13 protein-coding genes are annotated in these 14,871 nt (G+C 62.3%); 10 read left to right on the top strand and 3 right to left on the bottom strand.

What is annotated here, in order from left to right:
- Positions 1 to 29: 29 nt before the first annotated feature.
- The gene (gene lgt, locus K7431_RS05960; RefSeq protein ID WP_015886390.1) at positions 30 to 842 is read left to right on the top strand and encodes a prolipoprotein diacylglyceryl transferase; all 813 of its coding nucleotides are present in this window, start codon (positions 30 to 32) and stop codon (positions 840 to 842) included.
- 51 nt (positions 843 to 893) lie between these two features.
- Positions 894 to 1,727 (top strand): thymidylate synthase, encoded by an 834-nt coding sequence (locus K7431_RS05955; RefSeq protein WP_015886389.1) that lies wholly within the window; start codon positions 894 to 896, stop codon positions 1,725 to 1,727.
- A gap of 128 nt (positions 1,728 to 1,855) precedes the next feature.
- On the opposite strand, the gene cadR is transcribed toward K7431_RS05955, so the two are convergent.
- A complete protein-coding gene (cadR, locus tag K7431_RS05950; protein ID WP_015886388.1) occupies positions 1,856 to 2,296 on the bottom strand; it encodes a Cd(II)/Pb(II)-responsive transcriptional regulator in 441 nt (146 codons plus the stop codon).
- Positions 2,297 to 2,381: 85 nt separating this feature from the next.
- On the opposite strand from cadR, the gene K7431_RS05945 reads away from it, so the two are divergent.
- The 8 genes from K7431_RS05945 to K7431_RS05910 all read left to right on the top strand — a co-directional run bounded on the left by K7431_RS05945 (position 2,382) and on the right by K7431_RS05910 (position 12,066).
- Positions 2,382 to 4,634, top strand: coding sequence for a heavy metal translocating P-type ATPase (locus tag K7431_RS05945; protein ID WP_015886387.1), 2,253 nt, complete (start codon positions 2,382 to 2,384; stop codon positions 4,632 to 4,634).
- A gap of 16 nt (positions 4,635 to 4,650) precedes the next feature.
- A complete protein-coding gene (locus tag K7431_RS05940) occupies positions 4,651 to 5,514 on the top strand; it encodes a LysR family transcriptional regulator (protein WP_015886386.1) in 864 nt (287 codons plus the stop codon).
- A gap of 223 nt (positions 5,515 to 5,737) precedes the next feature.
- Positions 5,738 to 6,802 (top strand): putative 2-aminoethylphosphonate ABC transporter ATP-binding protein, encoded by a 1,065-nt coding sequence (locus tag K7431_RS05935; protein WP_015886385.1) that lies wholly within the window; start codon positions 5,738 to 5,740, stop codon positions 6,800 to 6,802.
- Between the two features lies 1 nt (position 6,803).
- Positions 6,804 to 8,510 carry a putative 2-aminoethylphosphonate ABC transporter permease subunit gene (locus tag K7431_RS05930; RefSeq protein ID WP_043206039.1) on the top strand — a complete coding sequence of 569 codons (1,707 nt, stop codon included), beginning with the start codon at positions 6,804 to 6,806 and terminating at the stop codon, positions 8,508 to 8,510.
- A gap of 18 nt (positions 8,511 to 8,528) precedes the next feature.
- The gene (locus K7431_RS05925; RefSeq protein WP_015886383.1) at positions 8,529 to 9,551 is read left to right on the top strand and encodes a putative 2-aminoethylphosphonate ABC transporter substrate-binding protein; all 1,023 of its coding nucleotides are present in this window, start codon (positions 8,529 to 8,531) and stop codon (positions 9,549 to 9,551) included.
- Between the two features lie 125 nt (positions 9,552 to 9,676).
- On the top strand, positions 9,677 to 10,810 hold the full coding sequence (locus tag K7431_RS05920; RefSeq protein ID WP_015886382.1) for a TIGR03364 family FAD-dependent oxidoreductase: 1,134 nt from the start codon (positions 9,677 to 9,679) through the stop codon (positions 10,808 to 10,810).
- Positions 10,810 to 11,361, top strand: coding sequence for a phosphonate degradation HD-domain oxygenase (locus tag K7431_RS05915; protein WP_015886381.1), 552 nt, complete (start codon positions 10,810 to 10,812; stop codon positions 11,359 to 11,361). Before K7431_RS05920 ends, K7431_RS05915 begins: the two co-directional genes overlap by 1 nt.
- Positions 11,362 to 11,502: 141 nt before the next feature.
- Entirely contained in the window at positions 11,503 to 12,066 is a 564-nt protein-coding gene (locus K7431_RS05910; RefSeq protein WP_015886380.1) for a hypothetical protein, read from the top strand.
- 9 nt (positions 12,067 to 12,075) lie between these two features.
- Here K7431_RS05910 and K7431_RS05905 read toward each other — a convergent pair whose 3' ends face one another.
- A complete protein-coding gene (locus K7431_RS05905) occupies positions 12,076 to 13,434 on the bottom strand; it encodes a DUF3482 domain-containing protein (RefSeq protein WP_015886379.1) in 1,359 nt (452 codons plus the stop codon).
- The gene (locus K7431_RS05900; protein ID WP_015886378.1) at positions 13,427 to 14,806 is read right to left on the bottom strand and encodes a DUF2868 domain-containing protein; all 1,380 of its coding nucleotides are present in this window, start codon (positions 14,804 to 14,806) and stop codon (positions 13,427 to 13,429) included. The genes K7431_RS05905 and K7431_RS05900 overlap by 8 nt, the downstream gene beginning before the upstream one ends.
- Positions 14,807 to 14,871 lie beyond the last annotated feature (65 nt).

The raw sequence follows: 14,871 nt of genomic DNA, 5'->3' as shown, positions 1-14,871 counted from the left end.
CATCACGAATGATTTAACGAGGAGTCGCAATGCTGCCTTACCCGCAGATCGACCCGGTGGCCCTGGCCATCGGTCCGCTGAAAATCCACTGGTACGGGTTGATGTACCTGATTGGCATCGGCGGTGCCTGGTTTTTGGCTTCCCGACGCCTGAACCGTTTCGATCCGACCTGGACCAAGGAGAAGCTCTCCGACCTGATTTTCTGGCTGTCGATGGGGGTGATCGTCGGTGGGCGCCTGGGGTATGTGCTGTTTTACGACCTCCCCGCGTACATCGCCAACCCGACGCTGATCTTCGAAGTGTGGAAAGGCGGCATGGCGTTCCACGGCGGCTTTATTGGCGTGATGATTGCGGCCTGGTGGTTCGGTCGCCGCAACGGCAAGTCGTTTTTCCAACTGATGGACTTCGTTGCGCCAATGGTGCCGATCGGCCTGGGCGCCGGGCGTATCGGTAACTTCATCAACGCCGAGTTGTGGGGCAAGCCGACCGACGTGCCGTGGGCGATGATCTTCCCGCCGTTCAGCGACCCGGCGCAATTGCCGCGCCACCCGTCGCAGCTCTACCAGTTCGCGTTGGAAGGTGTGGCACTGTTCCTTATCCTGTACATCTTCTCGCGCAAGCCGCGCCCCACCATGGCGGTGTCGGGCATGTTCGCGTTGTTCTACGGGATCTTCCGCTTTGTCGTCGAGTTCGTGCGCGTGCCGGATGCGCAACTGGGCTACCTGGCGTTCGGTTGGGTGACCATGGGCCAGATCCTCAGCCTGCCGATGATCCTGGGCGGCCTGGGCCTGCTGTGGTGGGCCTACAACCGCCCGCAGCCTTTGAAGAACACCGCGCTATAAATTCGAATGCCGAGGCTTCCAAGCCTCGGCTTCAACGATACGGGTACCCAAATGAAGCAATATCTCGAACTACTGAACGACGTCGTGACCAATGGATTGACCAAGGGCGATCGCACCGGCACCGGCACCAAAGCGGTGTTCGCCCGTCAGTATCGGCATAACTTGGCCGACGGCTTCCCGTTGCTGACCACCAAGAAGCTTCACTTCAAAAGTATCGCCAACGAGCTGATCTGGATGTTGAGCGGCAACACCAACATCAAGTGGCTCAACGAAAACGGCGTGAAAATCTGGGACGAGTGGGCCACCGAAGACGGTGACCTGGGTCCGGTGTACGGCGAGCAGTGGACCGCCTGGCCGACCAAGGACGGCGGCACGATCAACCAGATCGACTACATGGTCCATACGCTCAAGACCAACCCTAACAGCCGTCGCATCCTGTTCCACGGCTGGAACGTCGAGTACCTGCCCGACGAAACCAAGAGCCCGCAGGAAAACGCGCGCAACGGCAAACAAGCCCTGCCGCCATGCCACCTGTTGTACCAGGCGTTCGTACACGACGGTCACTTGTCGATGCAGTTGTATATCCGCAGCTCCGACGTGTTCCTCGGCCTGCCGTACAACACCGCCGCGCTGGCGTTGCTCACCCATATGCTGGCCCAGCAATGTGATCTGATCCCTCACGAGATCATCGTCACCACCGGCGACACCCACGCCTACAGCAATCATATGGAGCAGATTCGTACCCAGCTGGCGCGCACACCGAAGAAGTTGCCGGAACTGGTGATCAAGCGTAAGCCTGCGTCGATCTACGATTATAAATTCGAAGATTTTGAGATCGTAGGCTACGACGCTGACCCAAGCATCAAGGCCGACGTCGCTATTTAAAGACGAGCTCGGTCTAAATGTGGGAGGGGGCTTGCTCCCGATAGCGGTGGGTCAGTTAAGTCATCGGTGACTGACACGCCGCTATCGGGGGCAAGCCCCCTCCCACATTTGAGCCGTGTTCGCTTGAATTAATGGCCGTGGCTTCTGCCCACATGCGAGGGCTCGGCCTCGCTGGCGGCAACACCTCCGCTCACCTCCAGTTGCTGCAAAATCCCGCAATGATCCCCGCCGCCACAGCGCTGACGCAGGTCCAGCAATTGCTCCTGCAGCGCCAGCAGCCCGTCGATCCGCGCTTTCACATGGTGGATATGCTCATCGATCAACGCATTTACGTTTTCGCACTGGTCCTGCGGGCTGTCCCGTAGCCCGAGCAGGCTGCGGATTTCTTCCAGGGTCATGTCCAGGCTGCGGCAGTTGCGGATAAAGACCAGCCGCTCGGTGTGCGCCTGGGTGTACACGCGGTAGTTGGCGTCAGTGCGCGCCGGGGGCGGCAGCAGGCCTTCCTTCTCGTAATAACGGATGGTTTCCACCGGGCAGTCGGTCAGTTTGGCCAATTCGCCGATCTTCATCGCAGCAATCTCCAAATGGGTGCTTGACCCTATAGTGGCTACAGGGTCTTTACTTGGCAACAGGCACCTCTACGGACGCGACAGAATGAGCGATTCCATCCACACCCCGCACAAACATGACCACGATCACGATCATGGCCCGAAGAAATTGACCCCCGTGCATGACCACGGCCACGGCGGCTCCTGCTGTTCCGGCACGCCGGCCCCTGCGTTGGTGCAACTGAGCGAAGCGCCCACCGCCGGTTCGCGGCTGAGCACCTTTCGCATCGAAGCCATGGACTGCCCCACCGAGCAGACGCTGATCCAGAACAAACTGGGCAAGCTTGCGGGCGTGCAGCAGCTGGAATTCAACCTGATCAACCGCATCCTCGGCGTCACCCATGACCTGCCGAGCACTGCGCCGATCATCGACGCGATCAAATCCCTCGGCATGCAGGCCGATCCCATCGAAGAAGGCACGCCTGCCGCTGAGCCGCCCGCCAAGAAACACTGGTGGCCGCTGGCGTTGTCCGGCGTCGGCGCGTTGGCTGCCGAAGTGCTGCACTTCACTGACGCCGCGCCCACCTGGGTGATCGCGGTGGTGGCGTTGGTGTCGATCCTCAGCGGCGGCCTCACCACGTACAAAAAGGGCTGGATTGCCCTGAAAAACCTCAACCTGAACATCAATGCCTTGATGAGTATCGCGGTGACCGGCGCGATCCTGATTGGCCAGTGGCCGGAAGCCGCGATGGTGATGTTCCTGTTTACTGTCGCCGAGTTGATCGAAGCCAAATCCCTGGATCGCGCGCGTAATGCCATCAGCGGCTTGATGCAGATGACACCCGAGCAGGCCACCGTGCAGCAGGCTGACGGCACGTGGGTTGAAAAAGAGGTCAAAAGCATAGAAATGGGTGCCATCGTGCGGGTTAAGCCCGGCGAACGCATCGGCCTGGACGGTGAAGTCACTGCCGGCCAATCCACCATCGACCAGGCGCCGATCACCGGTGAAAGCCTGCCGATTGAAAAGACCGTGGGCGATAAAGTCTTCGCCGGCACCATCAACCAGGCCGGTTCCCTGGAATATAAAGTGACCGCGGCGGCCAACAACTCCACCCTGGCGCGCATCATTCACGCGGTGGAACAGGCCCAAGGCGCACGGGCGCCGACCCAGCGGTTCGTCGACAGGTTCTCGAAAATCTACACCCCGGCCGTGTTCCTGTTTGCCCTGGGCGTGGCCATTGTTCCGCCGCTGTTTATGGCTGGCGTCTGGTTCGACTGGATCTACCGTGCCCTGGTGCTGCTGGTGGTGGCATGCCCGTGTGCGCTGGTGATTTCCACCCCAGTGACCATCGTCAGCGGTCTCGCTGCGGCGGCGCGCAAAGGCATCCTGATCAAGGGCGGCGTGTACCTGGAGGGCGGTTACAAGCTCGACTACCTGGCCCTCGACAAGACCGGCACCATTACCCACGGCAAGCCGGTGCAAACCGATTACCTGGCGCTGTTCCCTAACGTCGAAGACAGCGCGCCGGCCCTGGCCGCCAGTCTGGCCGGGCGTTCCGATCACCCAGTGTCGCTGGCGATTGCCAACGCGGCTGTGGATAAAAACCTGCCCACCCACGTTGTGGATAACTTCGAGGCCCTGGCCGGTCGCGGCGTGCGCGGGGATATCAATGGCGAAACCTACCACTTGGGCAACCACCGCCTGGTGGAAGACCTGGGCCTCTGCTCGCCGGCGCTGGAAGAGAAACTCTTCGCCCTCGAGAAACAGGGCAAGTCCGTGGTGCTGCTGCTCGACAAATCCGGCCCGCTGGCGCTGTTCGCCGTGGCCGACACGGTCAAGGACAGCAGCCGCGAGGCCATCCAGCAACTGCACGAGCTGGGCATCAAGACCCTGATGCTCACCGGCGACAACACCCACACCGCCCAGGCGATTGCTGCCCAGGTCGGCATCGACCAGGCCCAGGGCGACCTGTTGCCTACCGATAAACTGCAAGCCATCGAAACCCTCTACGGCCAAGGCCATCGCGTGGGCATGGTCGGCGACGGCATTAACGACGCACCGGCGCTGGCCCGTGCCGAGATCGGTTTTGCCATGGCCGCCGCCGGTACCGACACCGCCATCGAGACCGCTGATGTAGCGCTGATGGATGATGACCTGCGCAAGATTCCGGCATTCATTCGTCTGTCGCGGCAAACGTCGAGTATCCTCAAACAGAACATCGCCCTGGCGCTGGTGATCAAGGCGATTTTTCTCGCCGTGACCTTCCTGGGCATGGCCACCATGTGGATGGCGGTGTTCGCCGACATGGGCGTGAGCCTGTTGGTGGTGTTCAATGGCCTGCGCCTGTTGCGCAAATAGTCGATGAGAGGGTGGTGTGCTGAGTGCCGAGTTGAAGGCGTTTTACATGGTCGCCCGCCTGGGCAGTATCACCCAGGCGGCGAAAAAGCTCGGCCTGAGCCAACCCACGGTCACCACCCAGGTCCGTAACCTGGAAAGCCAATACGGCGTCGAGCTGTTCTACCGAGGCGGTCGCCGCCTCACCGTCAGCGACGACGGCGCGCGCCTGCTGCCGATGGTCAAGGCGCTGTTGCAGCAGGAAGCGGATATCGAGTTCTTCCTGCGCAACAATGGCCAGGTCCAGGGTGCATTGAGAATTGCCGCGACCGCGCCGTATTACATCCTTGACCTGGTCAAAGCTTTCCGCGAACGCCTGCCGCAGGTGGAGGTGTCGGTAGAAATCGGCAACTCCCAGCAAGTGCTGGAAGCGCTGGACGATTATCGCGTCGACGTCGCCGCCTCCTCGCAATTGCTGGAAGACCCACGCCTGATTCGCCGCGTATTGGGCACTGATCCGCTGGTGTTGGCGGTGCATCGCAATCATCCACTGGCCCAGGTTGATCATGTGTCGTTGAACGCGTTGGCAGGGCACACGCTGTTGATGCGTGAGGCCGGCTCCACCACCCGCAGGTTGACCGAAGACATGCTGCAGGGCGCCGGCGTGAGTTACGGCCCGCTGCTGGAAATCGGCAGCCGCGAATCCATTCGTGAAGCGGTGCTGCGCAATATCGGCATCAGTATCATTGCCCGTCAGGAAGTGCCCCATGACCCGCAGCTGCGGGTGCTGACGATCGAGAATGCGCCGCAGATTCCGGAATACCTGTACTGCCTGAAGGAACGAAAGGGCGCGCGGTTGCCGGCGGCGTTTCTGGGGTTGGCGCAGGAAATGTCGCCAATTTAGAGGTGTGTGGCTGCCTTGAGGGCCAATCGGGGGCAAGCCTCATGTTGGAACTCGGTCAAGTATGGGAGGGGGCTTGCCCCCGATAGCGATAGACCAGGCAACTCACCGCTGAGAGCTCTACCCAAATCCACCAATACCACTATCACCGCGTTTTGCCTTTCTGCCACATCAGGGACGCATTGCCTGCCTAGCATGGCCTTCATCAGTTTGATGAGGTGCCACCATGAACACAGCCCTGACCCAACCCGGCGCGCCGATGAAGGTGCGCGGTATCCAGAAACGCTTCGGCGCCTTTACCGCGCTGGATAACGTCTCCCTGGACGTCGCCGCCGGCGAGCTGGTGTGCCTGCTGGGCCCGTCCGGCTGCGGCAAGACCACCTTGCTGCGCTGCATCGCCGGGCTGGAGCGCCAGGACAGCGGCGAACTTTACCTGGGCAACCGGGATGTTTCCCTGCTGCCGCCCCAGGCACGGGACTACGGCATTCTGTTCCAGTCCTACGCGCTGTTTCCCAACCTCACCGTCGAAGCGAACATCGGCTACGGCCTCACCGGCAGCGGTCGTGATGAAGTACGCCAGCGCGTTGGCCAGATGCTGGAATTGGTCGGCCTGCTGGGCAGCGAAAAGAAATACCCCGGGCAACTCTCGGGTGGCCAACAGCAGCGGGTCGCCCTGGCGCGTGCCTTGGCCCCGGCGCCGTCGTTATTGCTGCTGGATGAACCGATGTCAGCCCTCGACGCCCGCGTGCGCGAGCATCTGTGCACCGAGTTGCGCCAACTGCAACGACGCCTGGGTATCACCACGTTGATGGTCACCCACAACCAGGACGAAGCCATGCTGATGGCCGACCGCATTGCCGTGATGAACAACGGCAAGGTCGAGCAATACGCCACGCCTCAGGAGATCTACGACCGCCCGGCCACGCCGTTCGTGGCGGAGTTTGTCGGCCAGGGCAATTGGCTGCCGTTCAGCCGCAACAGTGCCAGCCACGCCCAGGTCGGCGGCATGAACATGCGCCTGGCCGACGATGCCGGTGCGGCCAAGTCCGGGCGCCTGTTCTGCCGCCCGGAGGCGATCAGCATCAACCCGCCGGTGCACGAAGAGAACCTGTTCCCGGCCAAGGTCCGTGAGATCACCTTCCTCGGCAACCGCTGCCGCATGAGCTTTGAACTGGAGCAATTGCCCGGCCACCCGTTACTGGCCGAATTGGCGCCGGAAGCCATGCCGCGCCTGGGCGCCCAGGATATCTGGGTGGCCTTGCCGCCGCGCAGCCTGCAGGTGTTTGCCTGAGATGGCTGCCGTGATGACGCTGCCGCGCCAGGCTTCCCGCGCCGAAACGGGCGACCGTATTTTCGTGCTCGGCGGCAAGCTGTTGTGGCTGTTGCTGCTGGGCATCGCCGTGCTGCTGCCATTGCTGGCGATCTTCTGGCGCGGTTTCAGCAGCGAAGCCGGGCAGGGCGGTGGCCTGGTCGCTGCGCGGGAACTGGTCACGAGCGACAACTTCCACTGGCTGCTGGGTAATAGCCTCAAAGTTTCCCTCAGCGTGGCGACCATCGTCGTACCGCTGGCTTACCTGTTTGCCTACGCCCTGCAACGTACGCTGATTCCCGGCAAGGCGATCTGGCGCGGCCTGTCGCTGCTGCCGTTGATGGCGCCGTCGATGTTGCCGGGCATTGCGCTGGTGTACCTGTTCGGCAACCAAGGCATGCTGCGCGGGCTGCTCTCGGACAATATCTACGGCTTCTGGGGCATTGTGCTGGGTGAGGTGATCTACACCTTCCCACATGCCTTGATGATTCTGCTGTCAGCGTTATCCCTGGCGGACGCGCGTCTGTTTGATGCGGCTTCCAGCATGGGCGCGAGCCCGGCTCGGGCGTTTCGCAGTATCACCTGGCCGGCCACACGCCAGGCGGTGTTTGCCGCGTTTTGCCTGGTGTTTACCCTGACCATCACCGACTTCGGTGTGCCCGTGGTGGTGGGCGGCGATTATCAGGTGCTGGCGCTTGAGGCCTACAAAGCCGTGGTTGGCCAGCAGCAGTTCGGGCGTGGCGCATTGATCGGCATGGTGTTGCTGCTGCCGGCGCTGTTCAGCTTTGGCGTGGATGCCTGGCTGCGTCGTCGCCACGGCGATTCCATGAGCGGCCGCGCCCAAGTGTTCCAGCCGGCACCCTCGCGCCTGAGAGACGGCTGCTATCTGAGTATCGTGCTGTTGATCTGTGCCGTGTTGCTGCTGGTGTTCGGCATGGCGGTGTATTCGTCGCTGGTGAAATTCTGGCCGTACAACCTGTCGCTGTCCCTTAACCACTATCAGTTCGAAGACACCGCCGGCGGCGGTTGGCTGGCCTACCGCAACAGCCTGACCATGGCGCTGTGCACGGCGTTGATCGGCAGCGTGCTGATCTTCACCGGGGCCTATCTGATGGAAAAGACCAAGGGCCAAAAGGGCCTGAACCTGGCGCTGCGCATGCTCAGTTTTGTGCCGATGGCGGTACCTGGGTTGGTGCTGGGCCTGGGCTACGTGTTCTTTTTCAACCTCAACGGCAACCCCCTGCATGTGTTCTACGGGACCATGACCCTGCTGGTGGTGTGCACCATCGCGCACTACCTGACCACCGCACAGATGACCGCCACCACTGCACTGCGTCAGCTCGACGCGGAGTTCGAAGCCGCCGCGCTGTCGCTCAAAGCGCCGCTGTACCGCCATTACTTGAAAGTGACGGTGCCGATCTGCCTGCCGGCGCTGCTGGACATCGTGCGCTACCTGTTTGTGTCGGCGATGACCACCGTGTCCGCCGCGATCTTCCTCTACAGCCCCGACACCATCCTCGCCGCCGTCGCCGTGCTGAATATGGACGACGCCGGCAACGTCGGCGGTGCGGCGGCCATGTCCACTTTGATTCTGTTCACCTCGGCCGGCGTCTCGCTGCTGCTGGCGTGGGCTTCACATGGCGCGCTGCGCCGCTCCCAAGCCTGGCGCCAGACCGCGCCGGGCCAATAATCCTGAAGGAGGTGTTTCATGTTCAAGCCCCTGGCGCTGGTCGCTGCCGTACTCACTGCATTCAGCCTGAATGCCTTCGCCAAGACCGAGTTGACCGTGTACACGGCCCTCGAAGCCGAGCAGTTGAAGACCTATAAGCAGGCCTTCGAAAAGGCCAACCCCGATATCGAAATCAAATGGGTACGCGACTCCACTGGCATCATCACCGCCAAGCTGCTGGCCGAGAAAGCGCGTCCGCAGGCCGATGTGGTGTGGGGCCTGGCCGCCTCCAGCCTGGCGATCCTCGACCAGCAGGGCATGCTGGACAACTACGCACCCAAGGACCTGGACAAGATCGGCAAGAACTACCGCGACGCCGCCAACCCACCGGCCTGGGTCGGCATGGATGTGTGGGCCGCGACGATCTGCTTCAACACTGTGGAGGCCGAGAAACAGGGCCTGACCAAGCCGGTGAGTTGGCAGGACCTGACCAAGCCTGAGTACAAGGGCAAGATCGTCATGCCTAACCCTGCGTCGTCCGGCACTGGCTTCCTGGATGTGAGCGCCTGGCTGCAGACCTTTGGCGAGAAGCAAGGCTGGCAGTACATGGACGACCTGCACCAGAACATCGGGCAGTACGTTCACTCCGGCTCCAAGCCGTGCAAGCTGGCAGCGTCGGGTGAATTCCCGATCGGGATTTCGTTCGAATACCCGGCCGTGCAGTTGAAGCGCCAGGGCGCGCCGCTGGACATCATCCTGCCGAAAGAAGGCCTGGGCTGGGACATCGAAGCCACGGCGGTGATCAAAGGCACGGCCCACGCCGACGCTGCGAAAAAACTCGCCGACTTCTCCGCAAGCCCGGCTGCCATGGACCTGTACAAGGACAACTTCGCCGTCCTCGCCCAGCCCGGCATTGCCAAGCCGCAGACCGAATTGCCGGCCGATTATGAACAGCGCCTGATCAAGAACGACTTTGCCTGGGCGTCGAAGAACCGCGACAGCATTTTGACCGAGTGGCGTAAGCGCTATGACGGCAAGTCGGAGAAAGTGGCAGGGCAGTAAGGTTTTTCGTTAGGGCTACTGGCCTCATCGGGGGCAAGCCCCCTCCCACACGGATGGCATTCACAAATCGAACTGTGGGAGGGGGCTTGCCCCCGATGGCGGTCTGGAAAACAGGACATCACGATATGACACACCACAGCGACCTGCTGATCATCGGCGCCGGCATCCTCGGCCTGTCCCATGCCTACGCCGCCGCCAAGCGCGGCCTCAAGGTCAAGGTGTTCGAGCGCAGTGCCACCCCGCTGGGCGCTTCGGTGCGCAACTTCGGCCAGGCGCTGGTCACCGGCCAACCGCCGGGGCCGATGCTCGACCTGGCACGGGAAAGTCGCGCTATCTGGGGGCAATGGGCTGAGCGGGCGGGTCTGCAGCTCAAGCGCAACGGCGCCTACCTGTTCGCCCGCACCGAAGCGGAAGAGCATCTGCTGGAAGCCTTCTGTGCCGGCCGTGCACAGGAGCACGGCTACAACGTTGACCTGCTGCAAGGGGCAGCGATGAAAGATCTATACGGCGGCCAGTTCCGTCATCATCGCGCCGCGCTGCATGGCAAGGACGATCAGCAGCTGTATTCGCGTGAAGCGATCCCGGCGCTGATCAACTACCTGGCGCAAGCGCTGAACGTGGAGTTCTACTTCTCAACGCTGGTGCGCGATGTGGAACCGGGCCAGTTGCACAGCACGGCGGGCAGCTTTCGCGGCGAGCAGATCATCGTGTGCTCCGGCCACGACTACCAGACCCTGCTGGCCGAGGCGATCGCCGAACTCAACCCGAGCATCTGCCGCCTGCAAATGCTGCGTGCGCGGCCTGCGGTGAACCTGAACCTGCAACACGCGTTGCTCACCGGCTTGAGTTGCGTGCACTACGGCGCTTTCGCCGATCTGCCGGAAGCCGCGCCGGTGCAGGCGCAGATCCTGCGTGAAGCGCCCCACCTGCACGAACACGGCATCCATCTGCTGATCAGCCCGACACCCCATGGCGAGCTGATCATCGGCGACTCCCATGACTACGGCAGCGATGCGTCGCCCTTCAATGCCGAGCAGATCGACGACTGGATGATCGAACTGGCCGAGCAGACGCTGGGCTGCAAGATCCAGGTGGTGGAACGCTGGCAGGGCGTGTACGGCTCGCGCGGGCCGGCGCCGTTTTCCTTCTTGCGGGCCGCTCCAGGCATCAGTGCGGCGTTGATGCACACCGGCGTGGGCATGAGCGTCGGGCCGGCGATGGCAGAGCGCAATATCACCACACTGTGGGGAGCGGCGTGATGAACCCGGAACAGGCAATCGCCGACGTCTTCGGCTTGTATGAGCAATACGGCACGGCGGACTACATCGGCGAGCCGGTGTCGCAGCTCGAGCACATGTCCCAGGCTGCGCAGTTGGCCATGGCCGAGGGCGTTGATGATGAAGTGGTGCTGGCGGCGTTTTTCCACGATATCGGTCACCTCTGCGGCCAGGGTGGCGAGAACATGGACGGTTATGGCGTCGTCAGCCATGAGCGGCTGGGTGCGGATTATCTACGCCGCGCAGGGTTCAGCGAGCGCATGGCCAAGTTGGTCGAGTATCACGTACAGGCCAAACGCTACTTGACCTTTGTTCAACCGGATTACTACGCGCGCTTGAGTGAGGCCAGCCGCCGTACCCTGGCCTATCAGGGCGGGGTGATGAGCGCCGAAGAAGCCCGAGCCTTTGAGCAGGACCCGCTGTGCGCCGTGAGTTTGCGCATGCGTCACTGGGACGAACAGGCCAAAGGCGTGAACGTACCCGTGTTGGACGTTGAGGTGTTGAAGGTCAAGGCCCGTGGGATGTTGCGCTGACAGGGGACTTTTGCCGACAGGGAAAGGTACAGGCAGGGTGTTGTTCAGTTGTACTTTCCTGTCTTCGGCATGGCCGCGCTGACCTAGTTGATAAACCTCTCTTGCCCTAGCGTGTGAGCGTGTTCTAAAGGGAGAAGGTCCATGCGTTATTTAAAGGTGATTGCTCAAGACCGCTCTTACAGTGGCAGGCCAGATACCGTCGTGCTGCAGTTTTGCGCAACGGTGGCTGGCAGCAAAGAGGCGGTGATTAATAACGCCTACGCGCTTGATATCAATGAAGACGGAGGCATTGATGTCTGCTTGGGAGATGTCACAAATAATGAGCTGGAAAGTACCCGTGATCACCAGTTGCTGAGCAAGTTTGCCGGCGCCTATCTGAAATTTAACTGGTTCAGCAGCGGGCTTGCTTCAATGCGTTATATGCATATCTTTACCGAGGATTTTTATAAGGACGGCACCCCAGACACTGTCCGTTTGCATCTGTATGAAGGCTTCGGCCCTATCACCAAAAAGACATTGATCATGTGGAACGCTGCGTATGACTTCGATAACGACGGGGAGCTCGAATGGAACATTCACTTTGATGTTAACCATGATGGCGTTATTGACGACATCGACAGGACGCTGGTTCAACAGCTTGCCGAGACCTACTTGAGATTCAAATGGCATGAGCCCGAGGGGGCGCCACGTTATAACGGGCGTTGAGCGCAGGTCTCAGAGTGCGTTGGCCAGGCTTTCGATCTGTTCGTTGCGCTCTGCCTGGCTCAGCTTGGCATGCGGGTTCAGCGACGACCACTGCGGATGGGCGCGGGCTTTGTGCAATGCGTCCGGCAACTTGCCTTCGCGCCAGCTTTTGTCCTGGGGCGTGTCGACCTTGATGCTGTGCATCGCCGCATGGCCGCGCAGGTTGAGGGCCTTGAGCAACTGGCGTTGGCGCAGGGCGAGCAGGCGCAACACGCTGTCGTCGACGGTCAGCTCGCGCTGGCCTTTGATTTTGCCCAACAGGCGGCTGCCATAACTGCGTGCGGTTTGCAGTGCGCCACCGGCAATCGCGCCAGCCAGGGCGGCGGCGCCAAGCGTCAAGCCACCGACCAATAAATCCACACCGGCCCCTGCGGCCGCGCCTGCCGCGATCCCGCCGCCGACGCGCACGCCCAGTTGCTTGAGGGTTTCCGGGTTGAACAGGTCATCGCCCCAGCGCCCGTCCAGCAAGGGAAGGTCGCTGGCGGCGGCGTCCTGCGGGCGGAAGCCGAATAATTTGAGCAAGGCTTCCACGCATTTTTGTTCGCGTTGGCGTACGGCTTTGCGCAGGTCACCGATGGCTTGCTGTTCATCTTCGGTGAGCACGCTGCGGCGGCAGGCGGCGCAGTCGATCAGCAGCTCGGCGATCAAGCGCGCGGCGCTTTGCTGACGGGCCTGGCGTTGGGCTTGCTGGTCGAGAATCAACCGCTCCAGCTGTGGCCGCGCGTTCTCCAGCAGCAAGGCAAGGCTTTCATACAAGCGTCGTTCGCCGTCTTCCGGCGGCGCCACGCTGTCGAAGCGCACCAGCGCATGCAGGCCAAGGCGGGCGAGGGCTTCGCGCCAGTCCGGCTCGCGGTGGTCGCTGCTGCTGACAAAGTTGAGCACCGGCAGCAGCGGCTTACCGCAGCTGGCCAGCACTTGCAGCTCATCGCGGTACTTGGCCAGTACCGGCTCGCGGGCGTCGATCACGTACAACCCGGCGTCGGAGGCCAGCAGTTGGCGCAGCACTTTGGCTTCCTGCTCGAAGCGCTGGCGGGCTTCGCTGCCCTCCAAAAAGCGCGCCAAGCGTGCCGGGCCGTCGAGGCGTTCGCCGGGGCGATCCAGGCGCTCCAGGTAATCGAGCAGGGCGATGGCGTCTTCCAGTCCGGGCGTGTCGTACAGCTCCAGCAAGGCTTCGCCGTCCACCGACAAACGCGCGCCTTCGACATGCCGCGTGGTGCTGGGGCGGTGGGAGACTTCGCCAAAGCCCACGTCACGCGTGAGGGTGCGCAGCAGCGAGGTCTTGCCGACATTGGTGTGGCCGACCACGGCGAGTTTCAGGGGCTTAGTCATGACCGCTCTCCAGCCAGTTCAATGGCGCACAATCGGCGAACGGCAGCTCAAGCTGTTGCAATGCGGCGTGCCAGTCGCCCAAGCGTTCGGCGTCCAAGGCCTGGCCGGACGGGGCTTGCAGCAACCACACGCGGGTGGCGGTGGCGCTGCGCGCCAACTCGGCGATCAGCGCCAGGCTGCCACGGTCGGGCGAACGGCGCGGGTCGCAGGCAATGGCCAGGCGTGCGGGCGGAAAGCGCGTCAGTTGTTCGAGCAGTTTGTGGCGCGATTCGCGGCTGTCGAGGATGCCGGCGTTCTTCACGCTGGCCGGCAGTTTGGGTGGCCAAGCGTGTTGATCGTCCAATTCGATGGCGACCACCAGCGCGCCGTCGCTTTCCAGTTCACTGACGCCGCCGCTGACGTGATGCAGCTGTTCGGGTGCGGCGTCGTTGACGCCGAGGCGCTCGCTGCTCGGCATCAAACGCTCACGCAGTTGGCTGTAGCCCGGCAGGTTCAGGTCCAGGCGCAATGCCGCGCGCCCGCGTTTCCAGCGCCATAGGCACAGCAGCGCGAGGACCAGGCGGGGCAGCAGGCCGTAGACCAGCAGCACGCCCACCAGCCAGGCGGCCCAGGCTTGGCGGGCGCTTTCGATATTCAGCGCCGAGTCGCCGCTGGCGCGGATCATCTCGACGGTCGGCACGTTGAAGCCGAGCAACGCGGGCAGGGTGCCAAGGGCCTGGGTGACGGCGACAAAAGTGTCGGCACCAAGAATGGTGGTTTCCCACACAAAGCCGTAGCGGCGGGTGGCGAGCAGCGTAAGAAGAATCACCAGCGCACTGAGCAACGCTAACAACCACAGGCTGTTGACCAGCACACCCACCGCCCAGCGATTGAGTTTCTGCCGTTGCAGCAGCAGTAACAGCGCGGGTGCCAGTTGGGCCGCTTTAGCGTCACGGGCGAGTTTTTCGCTGAGCCACAACCACAGTCGCCCCAGGCTGGCACTGTGTTCGCCGGCAAACATCAGACCCAGCGCCCAACTGATCAGCAGGATCAGGTTCAAGCCGAGCAGGCTGCCCAAGGCCCAGAACACATTCACCGGGGTCAGGCCGTTACCCAGCGCAGCAAAGGCCAGTCCGGCGCCGCTGATCACGGCGACGATGACCAGCAGCACCAGCGCCAAACGCGCGCCTTGCAGCCAGCGGGTGAGGGCGGCGGTGAGTCCATCGCGCTCGGCCAGGTGCAGGGCGCGCTGCTGGATGCGCGTCGGCAGGTCACCGCCGGCCGTGCGGGCCAGGCGGTTGGCTTCCAGGTCTTCCAGGTTGCCGGCGTGTTCTTCGCGCAGGCGTACGGTTTCTGTCAGCCAGAGTTTTTGCAGGGGGTTCAGTGCAGTCACGCGCTGTCCTGTTGAGCAAGTGAGGTTGGAGCATAACCGCAGACCTGCGGCTCTGGTATTCTCGT

Source organism: Pseudomonas fluorescens group sp., assembly GCF_020093335.1.
Taxonomy (GTDB): Bacteria; Pseudomonadota; Gammaproteobacteria; order Pseudomonadales; family Pseudomonadaceae; genus Aquipseudomonas; species Aquipseudomonas petroselini.
Note: the sequence above shows the minus strand (reverse complement) of the source record. Positions and strands in the feature narration are given on the sequence as shown.